We start from the raw sequence: 16,402 nt of genomic DNA, 5'->3' as shown, positions 1-16,402 counted from the left end.
TTCCTCCGCTAAGCAATCACAGTAACTACATCATCAATATGAGCGGCTCTCCCAGTATGAATGAAACGCAGAACCTCCCCGCCGCCCCTAGCCCGAATAGTAGTCAGGGTGTATTCGACATTTTTGAATTTATGATTTTGTTGGCCAGGCACAAGAAGACAATTATTTTGCTGCCAGTAGTGGTCGCGATAGTTGTCGGAGGATTCAGTTTACTATTGCCTAATGTCTATAAAGCCGACACCAGGGTTCTGCCGCCTCAGCAAGCCCAGTCCGGCGCCTCTGCCTTATTGTCGCAATTAAACGGCATGGCTGGCGTCGCAGCTGCCGGGGCAACCGGAATGAAGAATCCCAGTGACCTGTATATCGGGATGTTAAAGAGTCGTATGATTGCCGATAAACTGATTGCAAAGTATGACCTGGCGACCGTATATCAGCTTAAGTCGCCAGAAAAAATCCGAGCGGAGCTTGCTAAAAATACCACTATTAGTTCGGGTAAAGATGGCTTCATTTCTGTCGAGGTCGAAGACAAGGATAAAGTGCGAGCGGTTAAGTTGACAAATGCATATATTGAAGAATTGCTTAACCTGACTCGGGTTATCGCAGTAACAGAAGCGGGGCAACGTCGCGTGTTTTTTGAGCGGCAGTTGGAAGCATCAAAGGATAATCTCGCCAAGGCGGAAATGGCACTCAAGCAAGCGCTTGATACGCACGGAGTGATCAGTGTCGACAGCGACAGCCGTGCCATCGTCGAGACAGTCAGCCGTCTGCGGGCGCAAATCGCTGCAAAAGAAATACAGCTTGGCTCCATGCAGGCATTTATGACACCCAACCATTTTGATTACAAGCGTGTCCAAGAGGAACTGTCCAGTCTGCGCACCGAATTATCCAAGTTGCAGAATGGCCGACCGGCCGAAGAGATTCCACTGCGCAAGAATGCTGGCGATCAACCTGGTCTCGAGAATATCAAAATATTGCGTGAAGTGAAGTATCACCAAATGCTGTATGAATTATTGTCGAAGCAGTATGAAATGGCACGTCTTGATGAGGCAAAGGAAAATTCGGTTATTCAGGTGCTGGATACCGCGGTTGAGCCAGAGCGTCATGCAAAGCCGAGACGCTTGCTGCTTGCTGTATTGGCGGGGATATTGACGTTCTTCTTTACAGTCGCATGGATTTTCGTGGCTGACCTGAAGAGGACGTTGCTGACGATGCCTGGGCGTGCTGCGCAGTGGGATCGTATGATGGCGCAGCTACGCTGGAAATAGGAGAAGTTAGGCATTTTCATACCGACCAAGGTCGTGCGCTATGACGCTGCATTCCTGGGTGATAGCGTACCCATTGGCTCAAGTACTTTTTTGCTACCTCATAGGGAAGGCAAAATAGTAAACAATGCGCATGTATACTGCGCGGAAAACACATGATATTTTTCTTTATTACAAATTCTATTGAACTGGCATCATTCGCCGTTGAAAACGGTGTCGACCGGATCTTTGTTGACCTTGAAATTCTTGGCAAGGTCCAGCGTCAGGGGCATTTGAATACCGTCATCAGCCGGCATTCGATGCTTGACGTGGCGGCGTTGAGGCCTTATGTACCTTCGGGATCCTTGATGGTACGCATTAATCCCGTGCATGAAGGGACGCGTGACGAAGTGGACCAGGTGATTGCAGCTGGCGCCGATATAATCATGTTACCAATGTTTCGTGGATCGCAAGAGGTCGAGGTGTTTACACAGGCTGTGGCTGGTCGTGCTCGCACTTGTCTGCTGGTCGAAACCGTTGGCGCGATGGAGTCGCTTGCCGCTTGTATCGCGGTGCCAGGGGTGGACGAGGTACATATCGGCTTGAACGATCTGCATCTGGAGTTGGGGCGTCGTTTCATGTTCGAACCGCTGATCGAGGGCCTGGTCGATACCATGGCAGCGACGCTGAATGCAGCTAACATTCCGTTCGGCATAGGGGGCGTCGCCCGGGTAAGCGAGGGATTGCTGCCGGCTGAGCTGATTCTGGCCGAGCATGTACGCCTGGGCTCAACGGCCGCCATTCTGTCGCGTACTTTCCACCGCCAAGCGACATCGGTGGCGGAAATTCGTGCTGAAATGGATTTTAGCGACGAAATCAGGAAGTTGCGTACAGCTTATGCGCATCACCTGAGTTCAAGCAAGGAACAATTGCAGGCGCTTCAACAGGAAGTAAGCCGACGTGTCCTGCAGATTGCCGAAAAGATCCGTCCCGCTACCACTAGCGCGCCGACGGGTGAGTAATCGCATGCGTATCGTGCTCAGCGCCAGCGTGGCGTTGAGTCTGGCGTTGCTGGCCGGCCGCCTGACCGGATTACTGCGGGAGCTGGAATTGGCTGCGCTGTTCGGTATCAGTTCGCAGGCCGATGCTGCTGTTTTGTTGCTTGCAATTCCCGACCTGCTTGTCAATCTATTGTTATCCGGCGGCCTGAGCGCTGCCTTGGTGCCACATTTTAATACACTTGCTCGCCCTCAAGCTGTGGCGTTGTTTCGCCAAACCTCGATCATTGTGGCACTATTTTTCGGTGCTGCCGGCGCACTGCTTGTAGCTTGGCCACAAGGGCTGTTTTATCTGATCGCCCCAGGCATGCGCTGGCAAATTCTTGGGGGTACGGCCGGTCTGCTTGCAGTGGCAATGGCGATTCCCTTGACAGGTATGGCTGGTGTCGCCGGCGCTTACCTTAATGCATCGCAGCGTTTTTTTGTCACCGGTTGTGGCACGCTGATCTTCAACACGGTGGTACTGGTAGCGCTGCTGTGTGCCCGTGGCCATGCCGATCCCCTGCTATTGCTGGCCTGCGGCATCGCTGGCGGCGCCGCATTTCGTTGGGGGGCTCAATTACTCGCCCTGGATCGTTCCGTGTGGCGTGCTGCGCCACCGGCCCCACCGATAGATCGAACGCTGGTGCGTGCCTTTGGCTCGGCGGCCCTAGCTGCAGCGTTGATGTTACTCGCTCCAATACTGGTGAGGGCGATGGCGTCAACGATTGGACCTGGCGCTATTGCCAGCTTCAACTATGCCCAGAAGCTGATGGAATTACCGGTGGCCATACTGATTACCTCGATTAGCACGGTGGCACTGTCGCGTCTGAGTGTCTTGCACGCAAAAAAAATGGCTGCCGCCGCTGCTACTGCTGTCAGTCGTGATACTCAGTATGCCTTGCTGCTGGCAGTGGCCGTGACGTTGCTTGGTGTATGGTTTAGTGATTCGGTAGTGCATGTGCTATTCTCGCGGGGAAAAATGGACACTGTTGCGTTAGGGCAAGTATCAGCCTTGACCCGTGTTGCCCTGCTTAGCGTGCCTTTGATCGCCATTAGCAGCATGGCGGTTGCCGATTTGAATGCGAGCAAGAAAACGCATCTGGTACTGAAGATTACATTTTTCTGTGTGCTGACGCTGCCCTTGTTGGCGTGGCCGGGACTGGCAAATTCGTCAGCTCTAGGTCTGATGGCTGCCGTCGTCGCCTTCCAAGCGGTTGTCGCCATTGCGCTGGGACGGGCATCCACCCTGCGCCTGCTGGGCGAGAATGGTTTGTTTGCCTGCTGGCCCTATCTCATCGCCGTTGCAATAATTGCCGCTCTGGCGGTAGTGGCAGACCTTGTATTGCATCCATCTTTGCATTGGCTGCGTTTGCTATTTCCACTGTGTGGTCTGGCCGCTGTGGTGCTATTGCCGGTGCGGCACTTTCTGCGCTTCCATTCAACCTTACAACAACTCCCTACCGCAGTATGAAACGCTTACTTGATCTTCTGATTTCTGTCATGGCGCTTCTCGCCTTGGCCCCGGCCATGTTGCTTGTTGCACTGGCCATCTACCGTTTTGACCGTGGCCCAATTTTTTTCAAGCAACAACGGGTTGGCTTGGGAGGGCGTACGTTTGGCATGTACAAGTTTCGCAGCATGGTCATCGATGCCGAGCGGCGTGGGGGGTTTTCAACGCTCGACCAAGATCCTCGCATTACGCCGGTGGGGCGTTTCATCCGTAGAACGAGTCTTGACGAATTGCCGCAAATTATCAATGTGCTGCTAGGTGATATGAGTATTGTTGGTCCGCGCCCGGATGTCCCTGCGCAGCGTAGCCTCTATAGCGATTCGGAGTGGATTGCGCGTAACAGTGTACGGCCCGGTATTACCGGTCTGGCTCAGGCGACCTTGAGGTCGGCGGCAACGGCAGAGCAGCGCAAGGCGCTGGACCTGCAGTACGCTCGCGAGGCGAGTGTCGGATTTGATATCAAAATTATAGCTATGACCGTTAAACAAGTATTGACTAAAGGGGGCAACTAATTATGTGCGGAATTTTCGGCTATTTCCATCGTGCTGGCGTATCGTTGCCGCAACAGATGCTGCAATCGATGGGCAAGGCGATCGTGCACCGCGGCCCTGACGACCAAGGTATCTTTGCTGTGCCGGGCGTGGCGCTGGGTAATCAACGCCTGTCGATCATCGACCTGCAGGGTGGACACCAGCCATTTGTCTCGGATGACGGTCGCATTGTGGTCGTACAGAACGGCGAGATTTTCAATCACATTGAATTGGCCAGCGAACTCGCTGCGCGTGGTAACCCCTGTCGCACTCATTCCGATACGGAAGTTCTGCTGCGCTTGTACGAGATGGAAGGCATTGGCTTCCTGAGCAAACTCAACGGTATGTTCGCCATTGCCATTTATGACGCGCGTGAGGGTGCCGTCTATTTGGCGCGCGACCGGATCGGCGTCAAGCCTCTGTACATTCACGACGATGGTACGCAGCTCACTTTTAGTTCGGAGATCAAATCGCTGTTGCAAGCTGGTATGTCCCAGCCACCAATGGACGAAGTCGCACTGCATCATTATTTGACGTTTAACTATGTGCCGGCGCCACATACGATGTACCAGGGCGTGCGTCATCTGATGCCGGGTCACGTGATGAAGGTGACGCGCGCCGGTACAAGTACGACACGCTGGTGGAGTCTGGCGGATGTACAGCCCGTACATGGCCGTAGCGAGGCAGACTGGATCGAGGAGTTCAACTTTATCCTCGACGACGCTGTCCGTCTTCGTCTGCGTAGCGACGTGCCGTTTGGCGCATTCTTGTCGGGAGGTGTGGACTCAAGCACAGTAGTGGGCCTGATGGCACGCCACATGAGCGATCCAGTCAAGACTTTCTGTATCGGTTTCGAAGATCCCCGTTACGACGAGTCGGCCTTTGCTCAGGCCGCAGCGACACGTTTTGGTACCGCCCACACGATGGAGAAGGTGGCACCGGACATGCTGGATCTGTGGCCGATGGCAACCTATCATTGCGATCAGCCGCACGGCGATATTTCTTTCTTGCCAACTTATCGTGTGTCGCAACTGGCCGCCGCACAAGTGAAGGTCGTGTTAACCGGGGATGGTGCAGATGAGCTGTTCGCAGGCTATGACAAGTACCGCGACTTTTTCGCCCGGCCTGGCCTTGATGCGATGGATGATGCCGCTTTCCAGCGTGCCTATTTCGAGAGCATTTCGCTGTTTTCCGACGATGCCAAGCGCGCGCTGTATGTTCCCGGCTTACAAGACCGTCTCGCTGTGGTCGACTCCTTCGAGGTGGCGCGTCCATACTTCGAAGAGGTGAAGCATCAAGATCGTATCAACCAAGCTCTTTATCTGGATATGCAATTGCTTTTGTCCGGCAATAACTTGGTCAAGCCGGATCGTATGGGCATGGCTGTCTCGCTCGAGGCGCGTACCCCCTTCCTCGATTATCGTATGATGGAATTGGCATTCCGCATGCCAGGCGAGCTCAAGTTGAAGGATGGCGTCACGAAATACTTGTACAAAAAGGCCGTTGCGCCTTTGATCGGCGAGGATCTGGCCTATCGACGCAAGCAGATGTTTACCGTGCCAGTGGGAGAGTGGTTCAAAGGCAGCAAGAAGGCCTATTGTGAAGGCATGCTCAAATCATTGGCGGCCAAAGGACATTTTCTGCCATCAACGATTAACAAACTGTTGAGCGATCATCTGAACGACACCAAGAACAATACCCGCGAAATACGCGCCTTGCTGGCATTTTCTCATTTCACAAACATCTAACTGTTATGTCGTGCAAATAGGGGTGTCTGGTTTGCAATGACACAGGAAGATTGATTGCTTGTGTCTTGCTTGCTGAGTAGTATTCGGGTGATCGCCTGATCCTCAGTGGGGTATTCAGTTCGTGGTGGGGCATGCGTTGGCGATACTTTGAAATTATCTTTGCAGGTCGCATGGTCAATTTTTTGCCCATTGCATTAAACAATATATGAGGTATTTTTTGAAGAAAACTTCCTTGCGCTTGGGCCTTTTTATCGCGCTCATCGTGAGCGCTGGGGCAATTTTTTTCCCTCGTACGTTCTTATTGCTCGATGAGACCACTATTTTTACTGACGGATATGCAAGTCAGGTTTTTTATGTACTGGGTGTACTGTCATCTGGTGGCGATATTTTTTCGGAGCAGCCGCTATTTTTCGTGCATTTGATACGTACTTTCATTTCCGTTGTTTTTAGTCTGTTGAATAGTATGGGCGGCGCACCGTTGGAAGTTTTTGTGCTGTCGCTGTTTATCCTGCCGGTAGTGGATCTTTTTGTCGGTGCGAAGCGTGGCTGGATCAGTTTTCTGTTGTTTTTTCTTGTTTTCTTACTGAGTTTTCGAAGCGTGTTGGTATGCCTTTCCGTAGGGTATTTGTTGCTCTATCAGTTGCGGCGGCCAAAACGTATGTATCTACTGGTCTCTTTCATTTTTGCTTCCCTCAGTTCCGGTGCAGTCCTGTTTTGCGTGATGTTGGTGGCACGGGAGGGAATTCAATGTATATGGAAAAGAAAAGCATACTTGCTCTATTTTCTCCTGAGTTTGACGTCTTTGTTGATATCTGTTCAAAATAAATTGGTGGGTTTTGCCAGTGGCGATAGCGGTTATCAATCGACTGTTGGTGATTCTACGGGCTTAGTTGCTGCTATATCAAGAAATACAATTATTGTCAGTATATTGGAAGGCAATTATTTGCGCGCTGCCGTCTATATATTAATCTGTTTGCTGGTTGTTTTTTTTCTATTAAAGAGTTTTTTGGATGAGGACGCCCGGTGGTATCGATTTGTATTTTCGGCTGGGGTTCCCGTTATGTTTTTTGAGGGATTGGGTGTAATCGCGTTGCTTATCCCATTATTAATGATGATTGCTAAATTAGAGGTGTCGCCGGACTCTCTGGTAAATAGAAAGATTCGGGAGGGATTGTGGAAATAATATTAAAGAAGGAACAGCAACTGGCAACCTTGGCCAATGCTGAGCATACGCCAAGTGCAAAATTTATATTTTTAATATCGTATGGCGCCGGTCATGCCGCCGCGTTGGCGCCAGTCGCCAGAGAATTGGTGCTGGCCGGGCATGTGCTCGTTTGCGTTGGGCTGACCACTGCGCCGACAGTGTATCGACGGTTCGGTATCGAAGCGATTGGCATGAAGGAACTTGCGCGGTATTCTGAACATTATCGTGACGCGAATCGTTTAGGGAAGCGATTGTTGAGGGAAAATACCCATGCACTCGTAGATCTGGCAGAAACCGAAATGTATCTGGGCATAGGTTTCTATAGTCAAGTCCGTGCGTTCGGTCTGCGTGCTGCCAGGGAAAAATATTCTGTACGTGGGCGCCAGATATTTTGTCCAACTGAATTTTTCAAGGAGATTTTCTTACGTTTGAGCCCGGCATTTGTCGTTTCGACAAGCGCTCCGCGGTCTGAGCGGGCGGCACTGGAAGCGGCCAGATCGTTAGATATTAAAAGGCTATGCCTTGTCGATTTATACGCACCGTTTGAGGTAGAATGGTGTGCTTCGAAGGGCTACGCGGATAAGATCTGTGTGCTGAATGACGCTGTTTCTAGTCATTTCCAAAACCATGGTGTACCACGGGATAAATTGTTTATTACAGGAAATCCTTCGTTCGATCGTCTCAGCATGGTCGACAAGCCTGCGCTACGCAAGATTTTCCGCAAGAATAAGGGATTTTCGGACGATGCGCGGGTAGTGGTTTGGGTTTCCCAGGAAGAGCCGCTGCGGCACCCCTTTGCTGACGTCACAGGCAACCCCAAATTGCCTGAACTGATTGAAGATGCTTTGGTGGCAAGATTCGCAGGTGAGCCTGAGGTGCAAATCGTGGTGCGCTTCCATCCTAGTGAAAAGCGGGAGAAGCGCCAGCTTGGTAGTCAGGTCAGCTACAGTGAAACGCTGGAGAGTCTGGATGAGTTATTGTGTGGCGTGGATTGTGTCTTGACGACAGGGTCTACAGTCGCGCTGGAGGCAGCTATCCTTGGAACACCGGTCATCCAGTATACACAATCGATTTTTTCCAATTCGTTACCATTGGCTGACATGAAGTTGGCAGATGCTGTTGGTGAACTCGGCAATATTGGACAGAGTGTGATGGACGTTTTTGAAGGTAAGAATACGCCGGCTGTTGGCGTACAAGCATTGCGTAACAACGTGGGCGGTTCGGCAAAGCGTGTTGCGGACGAGATCGCAGCAGAATTCAATCGGATCAATAATTGAAGAGAAATATGGAAAAGAATAAAGATTTGAAGTGGTGCTCTTGCTGTTTGAATATGTCAACTCGTCCGAGAATCACATTTGACGAACAGGGCCGTTGCAATGCATGCCAATGGTGCGAGAAAAAGAAAACCATGGATTGGAGCGCACGCGGGCTGGAACTGGAAGCGCTGTTGGCCAAACACAGAAAATCCAATGGTGATTTTGATTGCGTGGTGCCAGTTAGTGGCGGTAAAGATGGTTCATATGTTGCTTATAATTTAAAGCATAAATATGGTATGAATCCATTGGCCATTACGGTTACTCCGGCCTTGGCATTGCCTTTGGGTAATGAAAATCTGAAGGCATTTATTGACAGCGGGTACAACCATATCCAGATTTCACCGGATCACGAAGCAATGCGCCGGATGAATCGTACCGGCTTTATCGAAATGGGTTTTCCATATTACGGTTGGCTTATCGCGATCCAGGCCGCAGTGGTTCGTCTGACAGTCAATATGGGTATTAACCTGATTTTCTACGGTGAAGATGGGGAGGTCGAATATGGCGGTTCGACAGCCACTAGCACCAAGCCCGTGTATGACGTCGATTACATGCGCAAGATTTATCTTGAAGGTGGACATGATAAGGTGTTGAAAAATTCAGGGTTGCCGGATGCGGCACTGAATTTTTTCCGTTTCCCTAATAACGATGTTCTCGAAAGCTCGTCTTTGGAAATCGCCCATTGGTCATATTTTGAGGCTTGGGATTCATATCGCAACTACTTGGTTGCGAAAGAGCACTGCGGTTTGAAAGAGGCAAGTGAGAGCAACACTGGTACGTTTACCAATTTCTCGCAGAATGATCAGGCACTCTATTCCTTGCATACGTATTTAATGTACCTGAAGTTCGGTTTTGGCCGCGCTACCCAAGATTCGGGAATTGAAGTGCGACGAGGTGCAATGGATCGTGCACAGGCAGTTAATCTGACACGGGTCTATGACAATCATTATCCGGAAGAGTTCCTGCAACTGTATCTCGACTATTATCAAATGACCGAGGCCGAGTTTGACAGCGTATTGGATCGTTGGGTGAACCGTGCCTTGTTCGACAAGATTGATGGCCGCTGGATGCCTAATTTCGAGGTGGAGTAAATCTTGATGGATGTGGCGGTAGTTGATGTTGGAATAGGAAATATCAAGTCGGTCCTGGCCGCACTGGATTTTCTCGGGGTTGATTGCCGCACCGTGTCTGATGCTGCGTCGCTGGATGCGGCAACACATGTCATTCTGCCTGGCGTTGGTGCCTTTGACGCCGGCATGCGTGCTTTGCGTGCGGCGGGAATGGATAAGGCCATTCGTGTTGCATCGATTGAGCAAGGCAAGCCGTTACTGGGCATTTGTCTGGGCATGCAGTTGCTGGCGGCCTACAGCGAAGAGGGTAATTGTGCCGGACTTGGCTTAGTGCCGGCCCGGATTGAGCGCATTCCTGGAACGCTGTCGGGCCAGGATGCCGTAAAGGTGCCACATGTCGGTTTTTCTGCGGTGTATGGTTTTGATGCGGAAGGGCTGTTCTCACACCTTTGTGCTGAGCCCGACTTCTACTTCACCCACTCCTATGCATTAAAGGATTTCAATGAGCCGAAGGCGAATATCGCCAGGTGCCGGCATGGCATCGAGTTTGTTGCAGCCTTTCAAATTGGCAGTCTGTGCGGTGCTCAATTTCACCCTGAGAAAAGTCAAACAAACGGATTAAGTTTGTTGAGGAACTTTTTGAGTATGAACGGCTGATTATGGCGAAGAATAGAGTTATTTTTACGCTTTTGTATAACGAAGGTTCTTTCTATCTGAGTCGGAATTTCAGATTGCAAAAAGGCGGCAACGTTGGATGGCTGTTGAAGAATTTTCGCTTTTCTGAATTGTCGCGCTCAATCGATGAACTCGTCATTTTGGATGTGAGCCGTGGCAACCACGATAGATCACTTTTTTTGGCAGCTGTGTCAGAGGTAATCTCGCACTGTTTTATTCCGGTGACGCTGGGAGGAAGGATTGAAAAATTCCGTGACGCAGCTTTATTCATTAATAGTGGTGCGGACAAGTTGATTTTTAACTCGGCCTATGCGACTGCGCCGGATGTTGTACGGGAAGTCATTTCTACCTATGGTCAACAGTGTGTCATCGGCTGTATCGACGTAAAGCGCACAGAGCAGGGTTATGACGCCTACGTGTTGAATGCTAGCGAAAACGTTGGGCCAGCCTTTCCTGGTTGGCTGAATAAAATGCTCGAGATCGGTTTCGGCGAGTTGATGATTCAGTCCATCGATCTCGATGGAACCGGTTTTGGGCTAGACTTGGATGTATTGTCGCAATTGCCGGATGGCTTGGAGCAACCACTGATACTGTGCGGTGGCAGTGGCAAGTCAGACCATATTTATGCAGGTTTGTGCCACGCTGCTGTTGATGCGGTTGCTACTGCGAATTTATTCAATTTCATTGGCGATGGGCTTTACAAGACGCGTCAAGCTCTTTTCACCGCAGGTTTGGATTTGGCTCATTGGGATGCTGGTGAGGCAAAGTATTTACACAAGATTTTTAAAACGAAAAGCTGCTAGTCATGCTCCAGAATGTGTTACTCGTTGGTTCGGGATCGATTGGTATGCGCCATGCCACTTCGATCAAGTCGATTTGCCCTGATGCCAAGATATCCTTTTTACGCGAATTTGGGCGCGCAGATCAGTCGCCGCATTTGAGCGAGGAGTATGGAATGTTCTCCTCACTGGATGCTGCATTGTCACAGCCGCCAGACCTGATGGTCATCGCCAATCCTTCATCCATGCATTTTCGCTATATCGAAGCGGCTATTCTACATGGCGTACCGTTTTATATCGAGAAGCCTCTGGTAACAAGTGCCGCCGAGTTTGCGCAACTGCGTCAGTTGGTCGAGGCGTGTCCCAAGATGCCGATCAATATGGTGGGATGTAATTTGCGGTTTTTACCATCGCTTTGTCGTCTGCATGAAATGTTGCAGGCTAAGCGTATTGGTAATGTGGTACGTGCTTCGTTTGAGGCGGGGCAATGGTTACCGGATTGGCGGCCAACACAGGACTATTCTAATAGCTACAGCGCCAAGTCGCTACTTGGCGGGGGGGTATTGCTTGACTTGATCCACGAGATTGACGCTGCAAACTGGTTGCTCGGGAAATTTGATACAGTGCAAGGCGCCCTTGGAAAATTTAGCAACTTGTCCATTGAAACCGAGGACGTGGCTGCATTGATCCTGAGTCGGCCGCAAGGACCGTTGGTGACAATTCAACTCGATTACATCAGCAGGATTCCAGTTAGGAAGTATAGTTTTGTTGGAGACTTGGGTAGCATTGAGTGGGATCTTCGCCGCAAAACGCTCACGCTCAGTGAAGCCGATGGCAGAGTTGAATTACTTGATTTACCCGAGTCGGATTTTTCAGTGGTGGATTCCTACTTGACTGCGATGCGGGAAATGTTAGCGGCAATTGCCGGCAACAGACCGACGTCCCAGACAATTGAAGAGGGTCTAGCCGCGTTGGATGTGGTGTTTACTGTTAGGAAAAATTAAGTTGAAAACCATAGCTACAATTTGTGCCCGCGGTGGTTCTGTTGGTGTGCCGGGCAAGAATATCAAGATGCTGCGCGGTTTACCTCTGATTGCCCACACGATATTGCAAGCACAGGCTTGCAAAGATATTGATAGGGTCTTCGTTTCTACCGACGATGAGGCCATCGCGGAGGTGGCGCGTAGTTACGGTGCAACGGTACCCTTCCTGCGTCCGGCCCATCTTGCGACGAGTTCTGCGGCTAAAGTTCCCGTCATCTCCCATTTGGCGGATTGGGTGGCCGAGCATGTCGGTTCGTTCGATACCATTGTCGACCTGGATCCAACCTCGCCATTGCGTATTGCCGCCGACATTGACGCTTGCATGCGCTTGCTTGACACAGATACCGATGTCGTGATTACAGCCTTCGAGTCAGAGAAAAATCCGTATTTCAATATGGTTGAACAGAAAGAGGATGGCAATATTGGCCTCGTTTGTCCTTCCTTAACTGGCGTCGTCGCGCGGCAGATGGCACCGGCCGTTTATTCGATGAACGCATCCATTTATGTGTGGCACCGTAGTACGTTGAACAAAGGGCTATGGAATGGGCGTGTCAAGATGCATGTGATGCCGCGCGAGCGCTCCATTGATATCGACAGCCCGATTGATTTCAAGATTGTGGATATGTTGCTTGCGGAGCGCCAGCAGGAGGACGGTCATGAATGATCAGTGCTTGAGTGGCAAAGTCGTGGTGGTAACGGGCGGGGCCGGGCTGCTAGGGCGGGAATTCTGTACCGAGATCGTGCGACGCGGCGGCATAGCGGTCATTGCTGACAGGGATGAGGAGGCTGCGAAGGCAGTGACTGCAGTACTCGCAGCAGATGGACAGGCCTACGCAGCGCAACTGGACATTACCGATGTTGCATCGGTCGATACTCTCATTGCGAACCTTCTGCAGAGATTTGGTCGCATCGATGCATTGGTCAACAATGCCTATCCGCGTAATAGCAACTACGGTCGGCGTCTGGAAGAGGTGCAATATGAAGATTTCTGCGCCAATACGGGAATGCACCTTGGTGGTTATTTCCTCACCTCACAGCGTTTTGCCTTGGCATTTCGAAACCAAGGGCACGGGAATATCGTTAATCTGGCATCGATCTATGGCGTGATTGCTCCCCGTTTTGAAGTATACGCCGGTACCAAGATGACGATGCCAGTAGAATACGCCGCCATTAAATCTGGTGTTATTCATTTGTCAAAATATTTTGCGAAATACTTCAAGGACGATGGCATCCGCGTTAATACCCTGAGTCCAGGTGGTATTTTTGATAACCAACCAGCTGAATTTGTTGCGAAATACAATGAGATGGCCGGTACCAAGGGCATGCTCAGTCCTGGCGACCTGTTGGGGGCCTTGTCGTTTCTGCTGTCGGATGCGTCGCGCTACGTTAACGGCCAGAATATTGTGGTCGACGATGGCTTTACCTTGTAGCCAACTGTCATTCAATCGAGAGTAGATCAACTATATGAGTACATATATTATTGCCGAGGCGGGCGTCAATCACAATGGCGACGAAAAATTGGCTTTGCAACTAGTCGAGACGGCCGCTGCCTGTGGCGCGGATGCGGTTAAGTTCCAGACATTCTCTGCCGATAAACTGGTACGTCCTGGTGCTGACAAGGCCGAATACCAGAAACGCGAGACGGGTAGCGGCGACCAACATTCGATGCTCAAGGCATTGGAGATGTCGCCAGAACTGCATCGCAAGCTGTTGGCACGTTGCAAAGAGGTTGGTATCGAGTTCATGTCGACACCGTTTGATGAGGATGCGGTTGATTTTTTGCTTGAGTTAGGCATGCGTCGCATCAAGGTGCCGTCTGGTGAGATCAGCAACGAGCCTTTCCTCGACTTCCTTGCAAGCAAGGGAATGCCGTTGATTGTCTCGACAGGCATGGCGACGCTGGCCGAGATCGAGCGAGCGGTTGCAGTGATTGGCGCCGCACGTTTGCGCGCTGGCTATACTGGGGAGCTGGCATCTTCGCTGACCATTCTACACTGTACTTCGAATTACCCGGCACAATGCAGCGATGTTAATCTGCGAGCAATGCGAACGATTGCTGACGCTACCGGCATGCCGGTGGGATATTCCGATCATACCCTGGGGTTGGCGGTATCGACCGCTGCTGTGGCGCTGGGTGCGACAGTGATTGAGAAACATTTTACGTTGGATCGGGATATGCCTGGCCCGGACCATAAAGCATCGCTTAGCCCGCAAGAGCTTGCTGCGCTTGTCCGGCAAATCCGCGACGTGGAGGTGGCACTCGGCTCAAGCGTCAAGGCCCCGACCGCGTCCGAGTTGCAGGTGCGTGCATTGGTAAGGCGGAGTGTTACAACGGCCCGTGCCGTCACGGCAGGTAGCGTACTGGCGGCTGATGATCTGGTATTGCTGCGGCCCGGTAACGGCATTGAGCCACGTGAAATTGGCCAAGTGGTCGGTCGGCGTGCCGCGCGTGACTTGCCTACGGGCACAACGCTTCTGTGGCCGGACTTGCAATGAGAAAGGTCTGCTATGTAAGCGGTACGCGGGCCGATTTTGGCTTGATGCAATCGACCTTGCAAGCCATCCACGCTCATTCAGAATTGGAACTGAGCCTGATCGTCACCGGTATGCATTTGGCGCCAGGTTATGGCGACACCGTTGCCGATATCGAGGGTGCCGGGTTGCCGGTGTCAATCCGGGTCCCGCTTGATATGGAACCCGCCACCGGTGCTACGATGGCGCGCAATGTGGGGCGTATGTTGACAGCTTTTGTCGATGCCTTCGAAACATTGACACCGGATGTGGTGTTGCTGCTTGGCGACCGTGGTGAAATGTTGGCTGGTGCATTAGCTGCGATTCACCTGAATATTCCGGTGGTACATATCCATGGCGGCGAGCGTTCAGGCACTGTGGACGAACCGGTACGTCACGCCATTTCAAAACTGTCGCATTGGCATTGTACAGCGACTGCCGATGCTGCCGAGCGACTGGTACGCATGGGCGAGCGTCGTGAGCAAGTGTTTGTTACTGGCGCACCGGGCCTGGATGGTTTGGGCGCGCTGGCGACCGTGCCACGTGCGACGTTGTTAGCGCAAGCTGGCCTGCGTACAGATGCACCGCTGGCGCTCATGGTTTACCATCCAGTGTTGCAGGAGGCCACGGCAGCTGGTGATGAAGCGGGCCAGATTATTGATGTTTTGTTAGCGCAAGGGATACAGATCGTAGCGCTGTTGCCAAACGCCGATGCCGGCAGTGCGGCCATTCGCACCGCATTAAGAGCGCGTGCCCATCAGCCAGGCATGCATGTGGCGACGCATTTCCCGCGCGCATACTTTGCCTGCTGGATGGCGGCGGCAGACCTTATGATAGGCAATTCCAGTGCTGGAATCATCGAGGCAGCCACTTTCGGCACTCCGGTGATCAATATTGGCATGCGGCAGAATCTGCGTGAACGCAACGAGAATGTTGTTGATGTGCCTGCAGTCGCCGAGGTGATTGCGGTGGCGGCCGCTGCCGCATTGACTCGAGGCCGTCTGGCGCGTGCGAACGTGTATGGCGATGGGGACAGCGCACAGCGCATTGCGGCCTTGCTGGCGGACCTTCCCCTCGATCAAACGGTATTGATGAAGACCAATGCATACTGAGATGATTTATGTAGTAGGTGCTGGAGGTCATGCAGCGGTGGTGGTTGATGCACTTCTGGTCTCAGGCATCAGTGCCGAGTGCATTAGCGTCTCTGATGGTGATGAACGTTTACGTGGCACGCTGCTTCTAGGGATTCCCGTGCAAGTACCGGCGCTACGGCCGGAGATGCACGGTGGCTGGTTTCACGTCGCGATCGGTAAGGGGGCACTGCGCCAGCGATTACACGAGCAACTGCTTGATATCGGCGCTCGCCCGCGCCGTGTGCTTCATCCTACTGCGATCGTCTCACCGTTTGCCAGTTTGGGCGAAGCGGTGTTCGTGGCGGCCCGCGCGTTAGTCGCCCCGGAAGCGCGGGTTGACGATGGTGCGATCATCAACCACGGTGCCGTAGTTGATCATCATTGCACGGTTGGATGCTTTGCTCATGTTGCCCCGAATGCCACTTTGGCCGGTGCGGTGTGCTTGGGTAGTCGCGTCCTGATTGGCGCAGGAGCAAACGTGTTGCCAGGCATTAACATCGGCGACGATGCCGTCATAGGTGCGGGTGCCGTAGTACTGAATAATGTGCTGGTCGGGCAGGTTTGTGCCGGCGTTCCAGCAATCTCTCTAGATAAGGAATGAT

At 52.0% G+C, this 16,402-nt stretch carries 16 protein-coding genes; all 16 read left to right on the top strand.

The window, feature by feature from the left end:
* Window positions 1–56 precede the first annotated feature (56 nt).
* The 16 genes from AC3RCJ_RS00170 to AC3RCJ_RS00095 all read left to right on the top strand — a co-directional run bounded on the left by AC3RCJ_RS00170 (window position 57) and on the right by AC3RCJ_RS00095 (window position 16,401).
* Window positions 57–1,265 carry a GumC family protein gene (locus AC3RCJ_RS00170; protein WP_492961255.1) on the top strand — a complete coding sequence of 403 codons (1,209 nt, stop codon included), beginning with the start codon at window positions 57–59 and terminating at the stop codon, window positions 1,263–1,265.
* Between the two features lie 152 nt (window positions 1,266–1,417).
* The gene (locus AC3RCJ_RS00165; RefSeq protein ID WP_492961253.1) at window positions 1,418–2,263 is read left to right on the top strand and encodes an aldolase/citrate lyase family protein; all 846 of its coding nucleotides are present in this window, start codon (window positions 1,418–1,420) and stop codon (window positions 2,261–2,263) included.
* Window positions 2,264–2,267: 4 nt separating this feature from the next.
* Window positions 2,268–3,752 carry a lipid II flippase MurJ gene (locus tag AC3RCJ_RS00160; RefSeq protein ID WP_492961251.1) on the top strand — a complete coding sequence of 495 codons (1,485 nt, stop codon included), beginning with the start codon at window positions 2,268–2,270 and terminating at the stop codon, window positions 3,750–3,752.
* 29 nt (window positions 3,753–3,781) lie between these two features.
* Window positions 3,782–4,303 carry a sugar transferase gene (locus AC3RCJ_RS00155; protein ID WP_492961249.1) on the top strand — a complete coding sequence of 174 codons (522 nt, stop codon included), beginning with the start codon at window positions 3,782–3,784 and terminating at the stop codon, window positions 4,301–4,303.
* Window positions 4,304–4,305: 2 nt separating this feature from the next.
* Window positions 4,306–6,069: an asparagine synthase (glutamine-hydrolyzing) gene (gene asnB / locus AC3RCJ_RS00150; RefSeq protein ID WP_492961247.1), complete on the top strand. Its 1,764-nt coding sequence runs from the start codon at window positions 4,306–4,308 to the stop codon at window positions 6,067–6,069.
* 217 nt (window positions 6,070–6,286) lie between these two features.
* Window positions 6,287–7,252, top strand: a complete 966-nt coding sequence (locus tag AC3RCJ_RS00145) for a hypothetical protein (RefSeq protein WP_492961245.1) — start codon at window positions 6,287–6,289, stop codon at window positions 7,250–7,252.
* Window positions 7,243–8,550, top strand: a complete 1,308-nt coding sequence (locus tag AC3RCJ_RS00140; protein WP_492961243.1) for a glycosyltransferase family protein — start codon at window positions 7,243–7,245, stop codon at window positions 8,548–8,550. Before AC3RCJ_RS00145 ends, AC3RCJ_RS00140 begins: the two co-directional genes overlap by 10 nt.
* A gap of 8 nt (window positions 8,551–8,558) precedes the next feature.
* Window positions 8,559–9,680 (top strand): N-acetyl sugar amidotransferase, encoded by a 1,122-nt coding sequence (locus tag AC3RCJ_RS00135; RefSeq protein ID WP_492961241.1) that lies wholly within the window; start codon window positions 8,559–8,561, stop codon window positions 9,678–9,680.
* A 6-nt stretch (window positions 9,681–9,686) separates the two neighbouring features.
* Window positions 9,687–10,316 (top strand): imidazole glycerol phosphate synthase subunit HisH, encoded by a 630-nt coding sequence (hisH, locus tag AC3RCJ_RS00130; RefSeq protein WP_465047504.1) that lies wholly within the window; start codon window positions 9,687–9,689, stop codon window positions 10,314–10,316.
* A gap of 2 nt (window positions 10,317–10,318) precedes the next feature.
* A complete protein-coding gene (locus AC3RCJ_RS00125; RefSeq protein WP_492961239.1) occupies window positions 10,319–11,137 on the top strand; it encodes a HisA/HisF-related TIM barrel protein in 819 nt (272 codons plus the stop codon).
* Window positions 11,138–11,139: 2 nt separating this feature from the next.
* Window positions 11,140–12,117: a Gfo/Idh/MocA family protein gene (locus tag AC3RCJ_RS00120; protein ID WP_492961237.1), complete on the top strand. Its 978-nt coding sequence runs from the start codon at window positions 11,140–11,142 to the stop codon at window positions 12,115–12,117.
* A 1-nt stretch (window position 12,118) separates the two neighbouring features.
* A complete protein-coding gene (locus AC3RCJ_RS00115) occupies window positions 12,119–12,820 on the top strand; it encodes an acylneuraminate cytidylyltransferase family protein (RefSeq protein WP_465047465.1) in 702 nt (233 codons plus the stop codon).
* A complete protein-coding gene (locus AC3RCJ_RS00110; RefSeq protein WP_492961235.1) occupies window positions 12,813–13,586 on the top strand; it encodes an oxidoreductase in 774 nt (257 codons plus the stop codon). The genes AC3RCJ_RS00115 and AC3RCJ_RS00110 overlap by 8 nt, the downstream gene beginning before the upstream one ends.
* A gap of 34 nt (window positions 13,587–13,620) precedes the next feature.
* Entirely contained in the window at window positions 13,621–14,652 is a 1,032-nt protein-coding gene (gene neuB, locus AC3RCJ_RS00105; protein ID WP_492961233.1) for an N-acetylneuraminate synthase, read from the top strand.
* On the top strand, window positions 14,649–15,779 hold the full coding sequence (gene neuC / locus AC3RCJ_RS00100) for a UDP-N-acetylglucosamine 2-epimerase (RefSeq protein WP_492961231.1): 1,131 nt from the start codon (window positions 14,649–14,651) through the stop codon (window positions 15,777–15,779). Before neuB ends, neuC begins: the two co-directional genes overlap by 4 nt.
* On the top strand, window positions 15,769–16,401 hold the full coding sequence (locus AC3RCJ_RS00095) for an acetyltransferase (RefSeq protein ID WP_492961229.1): 633 nt from the start codon (window positions 15,769–15,771) through the stop codon (window positions 16,399–16,401). The genes neuC and AC3RCJ_RS00095 overlap by 11 nt, the downstream gene beginning before the upstream one ends.
* Window position 16,402 lies beyond the last annotated feature (1 nt).

The organism is Janthinobacterium sp. GW822-FHT07H11, assembly GCF_058798615.1.
This window is presented reverse-complemented; position numbering and strand designations above follow the sequence as displayed.

What these genes read in the sequence shown, in the direction of transcription:
- AC3RCJ_RS00170 (WP_492961255.1), top strand. Translation starts at nt 57, where the DNA reads ATGAATGAAACGCAGAACCTCCCCGCCGCCCCTAGCCCGAATAGTAGT.
- AC3RCJ_RS00165 (WP_492961253.1), top strand. Translation starts at nt 1,418, where the DNA reads ATGATATTTTTCTTTATTACAAATTCTATTGAACTGGCATCATTCGCC.
- AC3RCJ_RS00160 (WP_492961251.1), top strand. Translation starts at nt 2,268, where the DNA reads ATGCGTATCGTGCTCAGCGCCAGCGTGGCGTTGAGTCTGGCGTTGCTG.
- AC3RCJ_RS00155 (WP_492961249.1), top strand. Translation starts at nt 3,782, where the DNA reads ATGGCGCTTCTCGCCTTGGCCCCGGCCATGTTGCTTGTTGCACTGGCC.
- asnB (WP_492961247.1), top strand. Translation starts at nt 4,306, where the DNA reads ATGTGCGGAATTTTCGGCTATTTCCATCGTGCTGGCGTATCGTTGCCG.
- AC3RCJ_RS00135 (WP_492961241.1), top strand. Translation starts at nt 8,559, where the DNA reads ATGGAAAAGAATAAAGATTTGAAGTGGTGCTCTTGCTGTTTGAATATG.
- hisH (WP_465047504.1), top strand. Translation starts at nt 9,687, where the DNA reads ATGGATGTGGCGGTAGTTGATGTTGGAATAGGAAATATCAAGTCGGTC.
- AC3RCJ_RS00125 (WP_492961239.1), top strand. Translation starts at nt 10,319, where the DNA reads ATGGCGAAGAATAGAGTTATTTTTACGCTTTTGTATAACGAAGGTTCT.
- AC3RCJ_RS00120 (WP_492961237.1), top strand. Translation starts at nt 11,140, where the DNA reads ATGCTCCAGAATGTGTTACTCGTTGGTTCGGGATCGATTGGTATGCGC.
- AC3RCJ_RS00110 (WP_492961235.1), top strand. Translation starts at nt 12,813, where the DNA reads ATGAATGATCAGTGCTTGAGTGGCAAAGTCGTGGTGGTAACGGGCGGG.
- neuB (WP_492961233.1), top strand. Translation starts at nt 13,621, where the DNA reads ATGAGTACATATATTATTGCCGAGGCGGGCGTCAATCACAATGGCGAC.
- neuC (WP_492961231.1), top strand. Translation starts at nt 14,649, where the DNA reads ATGAGAAAGGTCTGCTATGTAAGCGGTACGCGGGCCGATTTTGGCTTG.
- AC3RCJ_RS00095 (WP_492961229.1), top strand. Translation starts at nt 15,769, where the DNA reads ATGCATACTGAGATGATTTATGTAGTAGGTGCTGGAGGTCATGCAGCG.